Origin of the sequence: Novipirellula sp., from assembly GCF_041583735.1 — a bacterium.
In the GTDB taxonomy this organism is placed as follows: Bacteria; Planctomycetota; Planctomycetia; order Pirellulales; family Pirellulaceae; genus Novipirellula.
Genome location: NZ_JBFHFD010000167.1, coordinates 1 through 14,487 on the forward strand (window position 1 = coordinate 1; position 14,487 = coordinate 14,487).

Annotated in this window: 11 protein-coding genes; 4 read left to right on the top strand and 7 right to left on the bottom strand. The window is 54.3% G+C overall.

The genetic code is table 11. The annotated features are described in order from the left end of the window. Positions 1-353 precede the first annotated feature (353 nt). The 3 genes from ABX962_RS14335 to ABX962_RS14345 all read right to left on the bottom strand — a co-directional run bounded on the left by ABX962_RS14335 (position 354) and on the right by ABX962_RS14345 (position 3,383). Positions 354-1,154: a hypothetical protein gene (locus ABX962_RS14335; protein ID WP_372720519.1), complete on the bottom strand. Its 801-nt coding sequence runs from the start codon at positions 1,152-1,154 to the stop codon at positions 354-356. Between the two features lie 867 nt (positions 1,155-2,021). Next, complete coding sequence (locus ABX962_RS14340; RefSeq protein ID WP_372720521.1) at positions 2,022-2,513, bottom strand: PD-(D/E)XK nuclease family transposase; 492 nt, start codon at positions 2,511-2,513, stop codon at positions 2,022-2,024. A gap of 486 nt (positions 2,514-2,999) precedes the next feature. Further along, the gene (locus ABX962_RS14345; RefSeq protein ID WP_372720537.1) at positions 3,000-3,383 is read right to left on the bottom strand and encodes a PD-(D/E)XK nuclease family transposase; all 384 of its coding nucleotides are present in this window, start codon (positions 3,381-3,383) and stop codon (positions 3,000-3,002) included. Between the two features lie 239 nt (positions 3,384-3,622). Here ABX962_RS14345 and ABX962_RS14350 point away from each other — a divergent pair, with 239 nt between their 5' ends. Next, positions 3,623-4,987: a hypothetical protein gene (locus ABX962_RS14350; RefSeq protein ID WP_372720523.1), complete on the top strand. Its 1,365-nt coding sequence runs from the start codon at positions 3,623-3,625 to the stop codon at positions 4,985-4,987. 133 nt (positions 4,988-5,120) lie between these two features. Here ABX962_RS14350 and ABX962_RS14355 read toward each other — a convergent pair whose 3' ends face one another. The 4 genes from ABX962_RS14355 to thrC form a co-directional block, all read right to left on the bottom strand. Then, complete coding sequence (locus tag ABX962_RS14355) at positions 5,121-6,299, bottom strand: sialidase family protein (RefSeq protein ID WP_372720525.1); 1,179 nt, start codon at positions 6,297-6,299, stop codon at positions 5,121-5,123. Next, positions 6,296-7,870, bottom strand: a complete 1,575-nt coding sequence (locus ABX962_RS14360; RefSeq protein WP_372720538.1) for a glycerol-3-phosphate dehydrogenase/oxidase — start codon at positions 7,868-7,870, stop codon at positions 6,296-6,298. The genes ABX962_RS14355 and ABX962_RS14360 overlap by 4 nt, the downstream gene beginning before the upstream one ends. Positions 7,871-7,899: 29 nt before the next feature. Next, a complete protein-coding gene (gene glpK, locus ABX962_RS14365; RefSeq protein ID WP_372720527.1) occupies positions 7,900-9,390 on the bottom strand; it encodes a glycerol kinase GlpK in 1,491 nt (496 codons plus the stop codon). A gap of 807 nt (positions 9,391-10,197) precedes the next feature. Beyond that, positions 10,198-11,625: a threonine synthase gene (gene thrC / locus ABX962_RS14370; protein ID WP_372720529.1), complete on the bottom strand. Its 1,428-nt coding sequence runs from the start codon at positions 11,623-11,625 to the stop codon at positions 10,198-10,200. A 246-nt stretch (positions 11,626-11,871) separates the two neighbouring features. Between thrC and ABX962_RS14375 the strand changes: the two genes are divergently transcribed. From ABX962_RS14375 to ABX962_RS14385, 3 genes are all read left to right on the top strand, one after another. Further along, on the top strand, positions 11,872-12,549 hold the full coding sequence (locus ABX962_RS14375; RefSeq protein ID WP_372720531.1) for a signal peptidase II: 678 nt from the start codon (positions 11,872-11,874) through the stop codon (positions 12,547-12,549). Next, positions 12,546-13,358, top strand: a complete 813-nt coding sequence (gene hisN / locus ABX962_RS14380; RefSeq protein ID WP_372720533.1) for a histidinol-phosphatase — start codon at positions 12,546-12,548, stop codon at positions 13,356-13,358. The genes ABX962_RS14375 and hisN overlap by 4 nt, the downstream gene beginning before the upstream one ends. A 437-nt stretch (positions 13,359-13,795) precedes the next feature. Further along, positions 13,796-14,487: signal recognition particle receptor subunit alpha (locus tag ABX962_RS14385; protein ID WP_372720535.1), on the top strand; the 692-nt coding region annotated here is incomplete at its 3' end.

Genomic DNA, 14,487 nt, shown 5'->3' on the forward strand with positions numbered 1-14,487 from the left:
CCGTTATCGGAAAAGGAAAGCAGGGTTAGAAAATGGTAGGTTAAAATATTGGATCGTAAAAAACGTGCAAACCGCTTTCCGCTTAGGCTCGACCTGGTGGAGTAATTATCGGCACAACTTCACGCGGGCAACGGATTCCACAGATTCCAGATTTTGACCATGCCTTTTTCAGTCTCGCGACACATTTGGGAAAGGTGCTGTGCCCCAGTTGACTAAAAAGAGGTTTGACCCCTTTGAATTCTTCACCAAAAGTGCGGAAGAACCTGTTTGAGGCGCAAATTGACATCCCGTGGCTTCTTTTCATTGACCAAAGTTAAGACCGTCGCTGACCCATTTGATCGCTCCTAGTTTTTTTAGAATGCGTCTTTCTGAAATTCGCTTGACGGAAGAACAATACTACCAAGATCGTTTAAACCTCGTGCCAGATTCAATTCCAACGGCAATGGGCGAACTGTTGATCCATTCGCATCAATGCGTGCAGTATGTACCTCATTACTTGCATCCAATGCACGTGCGTGAAAAACCTTGAATTTCATCAACTTCTCTGGCAGATTCCGAATTTCGATCCGCCCTTCTGCGTCGCTAACTGCCGCAAAACGGTGGGGCAATACATGAAGGTTCGCAGTTATCCACGGGTGGCTGGAACTCGAAACCAAAATGGCTCCCGGCTCAGAGTTTTGTATCTCTATTTCAATCGAACTATTGGGTGGCACTCGTTGTTCAAAACTAGCGTTCTTAAAAAACGCAATATGAATATCATAGGCAATAGGATCAAGGTTATTTAGACACAACTTGTCGCCCGCGGTTACGATGATCTCTGGCTCGTAAATATTACACTTAGAAATAGAAAGTGTGTATTTACTTGATGGTAAAGAGTTTCCGTTACGGCTCTTAATGTCAGCAATAATTACAATATTCTTGATGCCCCGCGTTTTTTTATCGACTTCCAGCTTATGTGAGGGCAGTAGGCAGCCGCTGCAGAATCCGTTGCCGCCGGGCAGCCTATCCTGGACATTGGCGTGGACATCTCTTTCAGAAAGAAACTGCACTTCCAGAGCCGCATCCTGAGCAACAACGGAATTCTCCAGATGCATGCCAAGCAGAACATTGAGGACCAAAAGGCAATAATGTGTCGCTTTAAAATTGGTTTGCATTATTCATGCCATTGAGTTGTTAACCGGGATTATTCACCACCCCAGCCTGCTGGTAAAGCTTTACGCCGCAAAACACGGGAAAAACGCTTGTTTTGCACCGTCACCCAGCTTCACCTAAAAGTGCGTCACGTTGAATCACTGTTTTTCGATAAAAACACTGCATTTTGCCGCCTCAAGTTTTGCTAGCACTTAACCGCTCGTGAATAATCCGGGGTTAAACAAAAGCATTTGATGTCGTTCACTGAAGTGTTCGAAGGGGAGATGATTTGACTCCTAAAACAGAATAATGGCCTCCCTACGAATTGTTCTCACTATGCAATTGGTCTTGGAGCCGGTGGGAAGACTGGAAATTGTGACGGCGGCACGGTAGGGGTGTTGTTAGGAAGGATTGGCCAGCCAAGAACACCTGGAGGAAAAAATCTAAGTTGGCACACTCGCACTCTGTTCCAAAACCTTCGGAATTCCATATTCTGCTGATGCTCCAGCCACTCTTCCGCCTCTTCCATATCCTCTTCGTATTTTGCATCACAGTTCTCGTAGCAGCACGGATTTACGGGAAATGGGCACTTTTCGGTGCATTTCGTATACTCCACGCCAATTTCACTTTGGGATTCCTGATATTCATCTTCAATATCTCTGAAATGTTCATCATATTCACTACGAGCTGATTCGTAGCAATCTATTAATTGTAAAATTGGAGGCGGTGGAACAGCCTGGAGGCCTGATGCGTCATTGAAGTCTAACGGTCGCCCATTCACGTACTCGTAATTATTCCATCTATTCCCCACATACCCGATCGGATCTCTGGAGCAAGATCGGACGGGGGCGGTCGTAAATGCACTCGCGGTCATCGTAGGTGTAGGCGGGCTATGCGACGCGGTCGCGGAGACGCTGTTGTAATGCATTAAGTTGGGTCGTAAGTGCATCCAAGTGAAGTTCCGCCAGTTCTGCTGTCGTCATCGGTGTATCTCCAAGCAGTTCTTGCAGCGTCTGAATCCGCCCTACGATGATGCCCTCCTCTCGTCCTATCACCCGTCCCTCTTCTCTGGCACCGGAGATTGCCCACTCGTAGTCTCGCTGGGCTTTTTCGCGTTGGTCGTACATCTGTTTGTCCTCTGTCTTCGCGGAAATGATTTCCATCGTTGAAATCGCAGTTTCGAACTCGATCCCAGGAAACAATTTCCTGAGTGTTTCCGCGTCGTAGTCTTGAGCAAAAAGCAAAAGAAATGCCCACTGCTGTAGTTTACTCGCTTGGGCGATTGTCTGCGCGTCCAATTTGTACTTCGTCAATTCTACCGTGTGCACTTCGATGATCTTTTTGAATGCGAAGTCAACGGTCGGACGGATCCCCAACGGCATGGCGTTCACTCAAATCGGATTGTGAAAAACATCAGAACCATGCCTCAATCGTAGTGGAGCCGAACTGATTGTGCGAACACGACATGGTCGGCTCGATTGCGAGCCTCATTTTTAAGAATGCCTCCACCGGCGTTGCTCACGGGAATGTCGAAACTTGCGGACCGCATCCGATCTTTGATTTTCTAACCTCCCATTTTCTAACCTTCTTGTCCGGTATTCGGCACTGACGCTTTGGCAACGATCTGCGTCTCTACCACGTGTGCCATCATCACAATCGAGGTGACACGCATTAGCTAAAAAGGGAAGCAAGGTTAGAAAATGGAAGGTTAGAAAATGTGATCGCGAAAATCAAACAAGCTGCTTTTTCGAGGTCAACCGATTCCAAATTTTGACCATGCCCTCGTTCAATCTTGCGACACAAACACAAGAGATGCTGTGTCCCTGTTGGTTGTTGGTTTTGGTGCGTGTAGAAACGGTGCTGCTGAGTTAGCCGATTCCACGTTCTCGAAGCTGTCGTTGAAGCGACTGCTCTCGGGAAGCTAGTTCTTCAAGCGTCAAAGAATCGAAATTCGCAGGTGTATCGAGACCCAGGAGACCTTCCAACATACGAACTCGACCACGTGCTTCACCTCGTGCTTCACCACGAGCTTCGCCACGTGCCTCGGCGGCTTCTAGGCGGGATTGCTCGTCTCGTTGGAGCTTCAAACGCGATTCGTAAATTTCGCGGTCTTTGGGGGTTTTGACAATCAACTCAAGGAATCTCGTCGCTTCGGTGAAAATGGGAGCTGCTAGTCGAGAGATCAACTCCTCTCGCTCCAGCGTTGCCGCCCGTCGGAAAAAATAAGCCCATTGCTCACGTGGGTCATCGATGACTGTATTATCGCTCGATCATCCATCGCTGGTAGGTACCATTTTAATGCAAGCCTCCACCAGCGTTGCGCACGGGAATGTCTGAACTTGCGGGGCGCGTCCGTTCCTGCAGGTTCTAACCGCCCCTTTTCTAGCCCTTTCGTCGGGGGTTGCTGATGGTTGTCGGTTGGATTCGACATTGGTTTGCGGTAAGACGGTTTATCGGTCTACACGTGTTGTCGCGGCGGTATAATAAGTTCATGTGTCATAAAACTCTCAATATCGTTTTTGTGTTTCTGGCGTGCGTCGTTGCTGCTGTGGCCAGCGCGGACGATACGAATGCGGTCGCACGCGGCTACCGTTTGTTGACCGAAACGCCGCTTTTGCCGAGTGATTTTCATCAGCGGGTGATCGACAACGTGTGGCAGAGTTGGCCTGAACCGCTGCGGAGCGAAGCGGAAAAAGCGACTCCCCAGCAGCGGCGAGAAATGACGTTCGCTCGTTATGGGCTGACCACGCGGCCAGGTGACGATTCTGGCAAACCGCTGCAGTACGTCGTCGGTGACGATGGCCAGTGGACGATGAACTGTTTTTCATGTCACGGCGGTAGTGTCTACGGCAAACCAACCCCTGGAGCTCCGAACAATCGGTTCGCGCTGCAAACGATGACTGAGGAAGTTCGGCGAACCAAATTTCGCATCGGCGAACCAATGTCGCGGATGGATTTGGGCTCGCTGTTTATTCCATTGGGGACCACTCATGGGACGACCAATGCGGTGGTCTTTGGGATGGGGCTGATGCACCAGCGTGACGAACAGCTCAACGTGGTGAACCGTCCTCCGGTGCCGTTTGTGCACCATGACATGGACGCGCCGCCGTGGTGGCATTTCTACAAGCGTCCGTACATTTACATCGATGGCTTTGCTCAAAAAGGGCATCGTGGTTTGATGCAGTTCATGCTTGTGCCTGAGAACGGACCCGAATTTTTTCGTGAGCACGAAGATGACTTTCGTGACGTCTATGCCTACATGTCATCGCTGCGTCCGCCCAAATACGACGGGACGGTCGATGACGAGCTAGTTTTGGTTGGCAAAGGTGTGTTTGATCGCAATTGTGCCGAGTGTCATGGCACGTACGGCGATGATTCCGAGTACCCCAATCGCCGGATTCCACTGGATGAAATTGGCACCGACCCAGTCCGCGCCGAAGCGTTGACCGAAGCGGGACGAGCCAAGTATGCTCGCAGTTGGTTTGCTCATGCGGGCGAAGACGACCCGCAGCAGACGATTGTCGAACTGGACGGCTACGTCGCACCGCCGCTGGACGGTGTTTGGGCGAGTGCTCCCTATTTTCATAACGGCAGTGTGCCAACATTGTGGCACGTTTTGCACCCGAGCGAGCGGCCGACCGTGTGGCGACCGGTGAGCGAAGTGATGGATGAGCAGCGAGTGGGGCTGACGATCGAGTTGGCTGAAAAGATGCCGGTCACGGAGCCCGACGTCGCAATACGTCGCAGTTATTTCGACACCCGTCGCTTTGGCAAGAGCAATTCCGGGCACACTTATCCCGACGAACTCAGCGAAGCGGAAAAGACCGCCGTGCTGGAGTACCTCAAGACGTTGTGATTCGGTTGTGGGATAGGGTTCTGTCGCGTTTTGTTTCAACGAAGGATTTGAGATGGTCGTAGTGGATCTTGTTTTAGGCCCCTCCCGACCGCAGGATTTTTAGCAAGATCCACTACGTTAAGTCACCCATCTATCAATCGTTCAGCCGCCAGTGGGCTTGGCGTAAAACAGCTTTGGAATGGCCTTGCATTGCCTCGTACCAAACGCTGAGGAGACTTCCGTCATCGAGCTGGGCGGTGCTGGGGTAACCGAGATCACCGTTGGCTCCATCGTCTGAAATCAGGATCGGATCGCCCCAAGTCGCTCCCTCGTCATCGCTCACGCGAGCTTGGTTTCCAAAAGGTTGGCGGCGATGACCGTAGCTCATCAGCAACCGTCCGTCACGCAATTTAGTTAGGTACGAGGGAAGTCCCCATACGCCAATCGAATGAGGCATGGTCCAGGTTTCGCCGCCGTCGGTCGACTCGCACTGCAACGTTTCGCCCTTGTTTTTCGCATTGTGGTTTCGGATCTGCACAATGATCTTGCCGTTATCGGTTTCGATGGCATGCAGCTCGTGATAGTTTTGGACACTGTCGCCATCGCGAGTGGGAATTTCGCTCAGCCATTGCCAGCTGGCGCCGTCGTCGCTGGATTGGCTGACACCGATTTTACGTTCCTTCGTCCAGAGTTGTTTTCCGGCATACAGCAGGCGGCCATCGGCGAGTTGAGTCGGTCCGTGGGGGCTGTTGACGATCGTGGGATATCGTTCGGACCAAGTGATACCGCCGTCGGTCGAGCGGATCATCCATTCGCCCAACTCCGCTTGCCGTTGTTGTTCGCTGATCCGATGGTGGACGGAGTTCCAGCGATCGAGTTTTTCGGTGGGCCATGCGGCAGGATCTTCCGTGGACCGCTTCATCGCCGCCCGAAGTCCTGGTTCGTAGGCGAGCGAAGTGAAGGTGGTTACCAGCAGCGTTCCTTTTGCCGTTTCGGTGATCCCAGCGTCGCGGTCGTCGCCGGCTCCATCCAGGATGGTGCGTGGCCAGGTCCAGGTTTCACCATTGTCATCGGATCGCATCATTTCGACGCGGCCAAAGGGGCAAACGTGTTGTTCACGCCCGCCTGACCAAACCACGATCAGCTGACCGCTCGATCGCCGCGTCAATGTCGGCCAGCCGTTGTAATATTGCGGTGTCTTGCTGATGACTCGCAGGTCGTGATCGGGCGTGTCCGCATGGGCAAGCGGGGTTTGTCCAAGCAACGACAGCCCCGTCACTGCGACCGATCGATGGAATGTGCGTCGAGACAGAAATCTTGCTTTTTGATTCATTTACTCTTCTTGGGTAAGTAGTGCTCAGCCACGTTGCGAAACTGTCGGAGTTGTTCGTCGATCCACGCTTGGTCGCGATTCAGCTCTGTGGCCATCAATTGTGCCACCTCGTAAGCGATGTCCAGTGCCGCTTGAGCGTTTAGGAACAACGAGCGTGTTCGTCGAGCCAGCACGTCTTCGATCGTGCGTGCCATTTCATGGCGAACCGCCCAGACCACATCCGAGCCACGGATCGTCAGCGAAGTGTGTAGTAGTTTGGCAAGATCGGGGGATTCGCTTTCTAGTTGTTCGATCGATTCCAGGTCCGATCCGTAATAGGAACGCGAATCCGATCTGACATTGGATGATTCGATAAAGCCATGCAAATGCATCGATTGGGTAATACACGGTTTCGCGGAGAGGTATTTCTCGCGAACGACCCGGTCGACACAGTCTTCGGCCATCTTTCGCACGGTCGTCCATTTGCCGCCGGTGATGGTCACCAGTCCTGAGGTCGAGACACGGATCGTGTGATCGCGTGAAAGTGATGCGGTTCGCGCCGACTTGTCTCCTTTGACCAGCGGCCGAATGCCGACAAAGACGCTGAGGATATCGTTATGGGTCGGAGCGTCGGCCAAGTATTTGGCGGTCGTATCGAGCAAGAATTGGATTTCTTCGGCTTTGGCCGTCGGTTCCAACGTTGGCGTTTCGATCGGGGTATCGGTCGTTCCGATCACGGCGTGTTCATGCCAAGGGATGATAAAGATCACGCGTCCATCGGACGTTTTGGGGACGATCATTGCCGTATCACCGGGAAAGAAGTGCCGCGGCAAAACGATGTGCACGCCTTGGCTGGTTGACAACATCTTTTCATCACCGGCGTCGTCGAGTGCTCGGACGCTATCGCAAAAAGGACCGGCAGCGTTGACGATACACTTGGCCCGGATCGTCCACTGCTCGCCGGATTCATGGTCCTTGGCAATGGCACCGTCGAGGTCCCCCAATGAATCTTTGGTCAAGGCGTCAACGGAGGCGTAATTGATCAGGCAGGCACCATGGTCGGTCGCCGTGGTCGCCATGTTGATCAGCAGCCGTGTGTCATCGAATTGGCCATCGTGATAAATCACGCCCCCTTTGGACGCGGTCGGTTTTAGCACGGAGATATGTTTCAGCGTTTCAGTGTTCGAAACGCCATGTGAGCGGCCAAAATTGTTGCCTGCGGCCAGGAAGTCATAGACTTTCAGTCCGACACCATAAAAAAATCGCTCCCAGCGATTTTTGCAGGGGATCAAGAACGGCATGTCGTGAACGAGGTGCGGTGCGTTGGCTCGCAGCAGACTTCGTTCACGTAGCGCGTCGCGGACGAGCGTAATGTTCCCTTGTTCGAGGTACCTGACTCCACCATGGACGAGTTTGGTGCTGCGGCTGGACGTGCCTTTGCCAAAGTCGGCTTGTTCAAGCAGCAGGACGTCTAGCCCACGCGAGGCAGCGTCCATGGCGATCCCGATTCCGGTCGCACCGCCGCCGATGATCAGGATATCCCATGGAGATTGACGCTGGTGTAAGCGTTTGATCGCATTGTCACGGTTCATGCCCGAGGGATGAGTACTCGATTGATTCATCAGCGTTGCTCCCATGATCTCGCCCGCCCGAGCGCATCAGCCCAACGATTGCGACGATGTTTCGCTTCCTCTGGGGGCATCGAGGGTGTAAACACTCGCTCGGTTTGCCAAACGTCCGCAATGTCGTCGAGATCCTTCCAAAACCCGCTGGCCAGTCCCGCAAGGTAGGCGGCTCCGAGTGCGGTGGTTTCGAGCACTTTGGGACGGACGACGGGGATTTGCATGATATCGGCTTGGAATTGCATCAGCAGATCATTGGCCGCCGCGCCACCATCGACTCGAAGTTCTGCGATCTTGGTCCCCGCGTCTTGTTGCATTGCGTCCAGCACATCAGCGACTTGAAAGGCGATTCCTTCTAACGCGGCCCGCGCGATGTGGGCTCGCGTGGTTCCCCGCGTCAGCCCCACGATCGTTCCGCGAGCGTACGCGTCCCAGTGGGGTGCCCCGAGCCCTGCAAACGCGGGTACTAAATAAACGCCGTCTGAATCAGTCACGCTTGCCGCCAGCGGTTCAATTTCCGAAGAGGATTCGATGATCCCCAGTCCATCCCGCAACCACTGGACGATCGCGCCGGCAATGAAAATGCTGCCCTCCAGTGCGTACTGACGATGCTCTCCGGCAGTGCACGCGACAGTGGTGAGCAGTTTACATTTGGATGCCCACGGTTTTTCACCGATGTTCATCAGCATGAAACAGCCGGTGCCATAGGTGTTCTTCGCCATCCCGACTTGAGTGCAGTTTTGTCCAAACAGCGCCGACTGCTGATCGCCCGCAGCACCGCCAAGCGGGATCGCACCGCCAAACAGTTCGGGGTCGGTTTCGCCATACAGATGGCTCGACGGCAGCACCTCGGGGAGAACGCTGAGGGGGATTTTCAGCAGTTCCAGAAGCTCGTCATCCCAGGTGTGCGTGTTGATGTCAAACAGCATCGTTCGTGATGCGTTGCTGACATCGGTGGCGTGCACGCGGCCGCCGGTCAGTTTCCAGAACAGCCAGCTGTCGATCGTTCCAAACGCCAATTCGCCGCGTTCGGCACGCTCTCGAGCTCCATCGACATTGTCCAGCAACCATCGCAATTTGGTCGCGCAGAAATAGGCGTCGATCAGCAGGCCGGTTTTTTGGGCGATCATTTCGAGGTGTCCCGCTTCGCGTAGCGAGTCACAGAATTCGGCGGTGCGTCGGTCTTGCCAAACGATCGCGTTGTGAATCGGCTCGCCTGTCGCCCGGTCCCACAGCAGCGTTGTTTCGCGCTGATTGGTGATGCCGATCGCCGCAATTTCGCTGGGGTCTAACTTGCACTGCTGGATCACCTCGCGTCCCACCGCGAGCTGCGATTCCCAGATCTCGTTTGCATCATGTTCGACCCAGCCCGATTGTGGGTAATGCTGAGTGAACTCGCGCTGTGCGGTGCCAAGGATCGTGCCGGAGTGATCAAAGGCAATCGCACGCGAGCTGGTGGTGCCTTGATCGAAAGCTAGAACCGTTTTCATGAGCAGGCGTCCTTTAGGGGGGCGCAAAGCAAATTGTGAGGGAAGGTGGGGCGGGCAGAGTTTCATCGTAACGGTTTTCGAGAAGTTCGGTGGGCGCGGCTTACCGCATCGCTCGAAAAGATTTTAAAAAGTCCAGACGCAGCTGATGAGCACTATGCCGCAGTCGATTGCGGCTGAGGCCTCAGCGAATGCGTTATAAAGAAGTGTCGACTTCAGAGAGTCGTTTTTGGTTTCGCGAACCTTGGGAACGTGAGTGACTACGATCCAAAGCCAACAGCGCTGCGACATGTGCCATCCACATTTGAGCGACCGCAGCAGAAGCCTGAGTTGCTAAGTCTTCAGGCTGGTTTTGTTTTTCGGTTGCACTACTTCATTGTCAGCTCTCCAATAACATCGGAGACTGCTGATTTCGTACGGCATCACCACTCATCTATTAGCCGTTTGGGCGCTAGTGCCGGCTGGATGGTGACGGAACCGTAGCTATCGCCAAAACGAAACGCTTTAAAGTTAGATAAGCGGAAAATCGCGGAACCAGTGACATGGCGGCTAAAGCCTGGACACCAACATTCTCGGTCCGAACCGTTGGTGTACAGGCTTTAGCCGCCGAGAGCATCCTTTTCGTAATCAAAAATGCTTCACCGCGTTGGCCAAAAACGGCTGATAAACCGTAAGTCTCCTGCAAATCGGCTTAGTCGCCGACCTTGAACCGTCCGTTCGCAGCGCGCAGAACGTTCGAATCAGACCCGGCGGCTTGCGTCTGACTGCTTAATTGCAGCTCGAGCCAACGTAATCCATGCTGCCACGGATCTACGAATACAGCTGAATCGCCTTGATGATGTCGTCCAATTCGTTCGGCACGGCGACCGCTCGGTTCGCATGGCTTGCCTTGGTCACCCCGCGGCTACCTAGTGTTTTATTGAACACTTCTTGGTCGGTGGTGTGGTAGGCGACCGTGGCGGTCGGGTCTTTCAGTTCATGCCCGGTCAAAATGCACACAACACGGTCGCTTGGTGCAATCACGCCTTCGCGGCGGAGCAACTTAGCGCCGGCGACGCTTGCGGCGGATGCCGGTTCGCATCCGAATCCACCTGCACCGACCTTGGCTTTGGCGTCGAGGATCTCTTGGTCGCTGACCTGTCGAACGACACCGTCCATCGTATCCAATGCCCGCAAGCACTTTTTCAGATTCACAGGGCGATTGATTTCGATTGCACTGGCGATCGTATCGGCTTTTTTACCCTCGCGGTCCATCAAGTCGTTGTATTCGCGAATCGGGTCCATGTTCACATGTCCACCGTTCCAGCGGACGCCGCGACGTTCCACCAATTCGTACAGCGTGTCTGCACCCGCGGCGTTGATGACGGCCAAGCGTGGCATGCGGTCGATCAAACCGAGGGCTTTCAGTTCGCTAAACGCTTTGCCAAACGCGCTGCTGTTGCCGAGGTTGCCGCCGGGAACGACGATCCAATCGGGCACTTCCCAGCGAAGGGCTTCGAGGATCCGGAACATGATCGTTTTCTGGCCTTCCAAGCGGAAGGGATTGACGCTGTTGACCAGATAGATGCCCAGCTCTTGCGAGACTTGTTTGACGCGGATCATCGCATCATCAAAGTCGCCTGCGATCTGCACCGTCAAGGCGCCGTAATCGAGGGCTTGGCTGAGCTTGCCGTACGAGATTTTGCCGCTGCCGATAAAGATGACCGCTCGCATTAAGCGTGTGGCGCTGCAGTAAAGCGCAAGCGACGCACTGGTATTCCCGGTGCTGGCACATGCTGCCCGCTTGGCTCCCATCATTGCGGCATGGGTCACCGCGGCGCACATGCCGTTGTCTTTGAAGCTGCCCGACGGGTTCATCCCCTCGTATTGCAGGTGCAGTTTGCCGTGGTTCATACCGACGTAGTCACCGACCGAATCGGTTTGTTGCAGCAGTGTTTGTCCTTCGCCGACCGTGACGATCTTGTCTTGCGGGACAAACGGCAGCAATTCGTGGAACCGCCACACCCCGCTGAAACGCACTGGGTTGGTCCGTTGGCTCCACATCGCCTCGAATTCACTGAGCTTTTTCGGCAGGACGGCACGATCCCATTCGTAATCAATGTCCAGCAGATCGCCGCACTTGTCGCACGATGTGCGGACGCTGTTGGCTTCGTACGTTGCACCGCAGGTCGGGTTGATGCAGCGTTGGAAGGCGAGGTCCGTTTGCGGGGCGCTGGTCGAATTGGCGGTCTGCAACATGACGATGACGAAGTGAGGAGGAAAACGGGATGAAAATTGGAATGGTGGATGATTTTCGGCGGTCGCGAATCACCATCTCTCTTGAAAGTAGATCGGCACGGCGTCGCTGCCGCTAGATTCACTAATCACGAAGAAGTGAAAATATGCGGAAGATCACGATTGCGGAACCCGATCGCTCTGGGCAAACTCTGCTGCTAATTCTACTGTGAAAGGTTGACAAATCCGACCGCTGATTGATCTGAAAACATGGACGAACCCGATCGAAACCCTTCCAACACCCCGCCGCCGAGACTGCCGAAGAACCGTGTGGTCGTCTTTTTGGGGCTCGCCATCGTCGGTGCGATCGCCGATTTGTGGAGCAAACAAGCCATTTTTGCTTGGCGTGGCTTGCCGGGACAAAAGGACATTTGGTGGCTGATCGATGGCTATTTTGGGATCGAAACGGCCATCAATCTCGGAGCGGTGTTCGGGATAGGTCAGGGGCAGGGGGTGATTTTCGCTACCTTGTCAGTGTTTGCTGGTATTGGAATTTTGGTGTGGTTGTTCTGGTTTCGGGCCGCATATTCGATGTGGTTAACCGTCGCACTTGGGTTGATTAGCGGCGGAATTATCGGAAATCTCTACGATCGGCTGGGGCTGTGGTGGCAACCGGGGTACCCCGAAGCCTGGAAAAGCGGCGTCCGCGACTGGGTTTTGTGGCAGGCGAGCGATCAATGGAAATGGCCTAATTTCAATATTGCCGATTCGCTGTTGGTGGTCGGAGCGTGCATGTTGATGTATCAATCATTCTTTCCCGGCGTGACTGGCTATCCCGAGGTGGCCGGATTGCCTGCGGAAGGTACGGGATCGGCAACGCCGCCTGCATCAAATGAATCTGAACCAAACGCCCCCAAACCCTCCAATTCTGAAGAGCCAACCCAATGACGAGTAAACCAGACGATTGGCAATCGATGCACGATGGCCGGCTGTCGGCGATGATCGAGGTCGCTCAGGCGGCGGGCCGGCACACGCTGAAGTATTTCGGGGCCACGGGATTGGTCGTTGACGCGAAAAAAGATGATTCGCCCGTCACGGTGGCCGACCGCGAAGCCGAGCAATTGGTTCGCAAGCTGTTGGGCGAGCGATTTCCCGACGACACGCTGCAAGGCGAGGAATTTGCCGAAAAAACCGGCACCAGTGCTTATCGCTGGGTCGTCGATCCGATTGATGGCACGAAATCGTTTGTTTGCGGCGTTCCACTCTACTCGACGCTGTTGGCCGTCGAATGCGATGGCGAGGTGATCGGGGGCGCGATTTTTATTCCCGCGTTGGACGAGATCATCGTCGCCGGGGTAGGGCAGGGCAGTTGGCACCGGAAAACCTCCAATGCCCAGTGGACCCAGGCGACCGTGTCGAGCAAGACCGATCTGTCCACCGCCGTGTTTGTCACCAGTGAAGTCGGGTCGTTCGCAAAACGAGGCAACCCGAATGCTTATGCGCGGCTTGAGCGGGATGCATGGGTGACGCGAAGTTGGGGGGATGGCTACGGTTATCTGTTGGTCGCCACGGGGCGTGCCGATTTAATGGTCGACCCGATCTGCAATGCTTGGGACGTCGCCGCGATCATGCCGGTGATCCAAGAGGCAGGCGGCAGGTTCACCGACTGGAAAGGCAATTCCACCGTACGAGGGGGGGATGGAGTCGGGACCAACGGTCATCTGCATGCTGCCGTACTCGAGCGGCTCTCGGATTAGCCCGGCTTGGTAACCCCATGAAGCATTTGGAGGCGGCAAATTACGGCATTTGCGTTTTGTCGCTACGCTCGCCAGAGCGTGGATTGTTGGCGTCCAAATCGAATTACCACCTTCTGGCGAAGGTAGCTACATTTTCGTTTTGTAGCTACGCTCGCCAGAGCGTGGATGGTTGGCGTCCAAATCGAATCACCACCTGCTGGCGAAGGTAGCTACAAAAAATGCTTCACAGCGTGCCCAGCTTGGGCCAAATTTCGTCCTGCTGAGACAAGAAAAGGAGGGTTTGGGGGGCTGCGAGCTTGCTTTTGGGCGAATTTGCCAAGCTAGTTCGGCGTTGTGCATTTACAAAACCGGCCTTTCTCACGTAAACTGCCGTGCTTCGCTCGGGATCCCTTTCTCCCGACTTCTGTGCGATTGTTCGTTTTCCCCCGTAGTTTCCTGTGTTTGAATCTCTATCTGATGGTCTGCAGTCTGCTTTTAAGAGCTTGTCCGGCAAGGGCAAGCTTACCGAAAGCAATATGCGCGACGGGCTCGAGATCGTTCAAAAGTCGATGCTCGAGGCGGATGTTAGCTACTCGGTTGTCCAAGATTTCATGGGGCAAGTGTCTGAAAAGGCACTGGGCAAGCGAGTCCTGCTGAGTCTTCGTCCGAACGAAGAGTTGGTGCGAATCGTTCACGACGAGTTGATTTCGATCCTCGGTCCGGTCGATTCCTCGCTGCATTTGAAGAGTGAAGGCCCCACGATCATCATGCTCTGCGGTTTGCAGGGAAGTGGTAAAACGACGACGTGTGGCAAGCTTTCACAGCTGCTCAAAGAACAAGACATCAAACCGATGTTGGTCGCGGCCGACTTGCAGCGTCCTGCGGCAATCGAGCAATTGCACGTCATCGGCCGCCAATTAGACATTCCGGTCTATAGCGAAGCGGACAACAAAGATCCGGTCAAAGTCTGTCAGAACGGCGTCGCTAAGGCAAAAGCCGAAGGGGCTCGCGTCGTCATCCTCGATACCGCCGGCCGTTTGGCGATCGATGATGAATTGATGGCCGAATTGGCCAAAATCGACAAAAAGGTCGGTCCCGACCAGGTTTATCTGGTCGTCGACGGAATGACCGGGCAAGACGCGGTCAACAG

Coding starts and splice junctions, on each gene's coding strand:
- ABX962_RS14355 (WP_372720525.1), bottom strand. CDS start 6,299: ATGAATCAAAAAGCAAGATTTCTGTCTCGACGCACATTCCATCGATCG.
- hisN (WP_372720533.1), top strand. CDS start 12,546: ATGACGAGTAAACCAGACGATTGGCAATCGATGCACGATGGCCGGCTG.
- ABX962_RS14350 (WP_372720523.1), top strand. CDS start 3,623: ATGTGTCATAAAACTCTCAATATCGTTTTTGTGTTTCTGGCGTGCGTC.
- thrC (WP_372720529.1), bottom strand. CDS start 11,625: ATGTTGCAGACCGCCAATTCGACCAGCGCCCCGCAAACGGACCTCGCC.
- ABX962_RS14335 (WP_372720519.1), bottom strand. CDS start 1,154: ATGCAAACCAATTTTAAAGCGACACATTATTGCCTTTTGGTCCTCAAT.
- glpK (WP_372720527.1), bottom strand. CDS start 9,390: ATGAAAACGGTTCTAGCTTTCGATCAAGGCACCACCAGCTCGCGTGCG.
- ABX962_RS14360 (WP_372720538.1), bottom strand. CDS start 7,870: ATGAACCGTGACAATGCGATCAAACGCTTACACCAGCGTCAATCTCCA.
- ABX962_RS14340 (WP_372720521.1), bottom strand. CDS start 2,513: ATGCCGTTGGGGATCCGTCCGACCGTTGACTTCGCATTCAAAAAGATC.
- ABX962_RS14375 (WP_372720531.1), top strand. CDS start 11,872: ATGGACGAACCCGATCGAAACCCTTCCAACACCCCGCCGCCGAGACTG.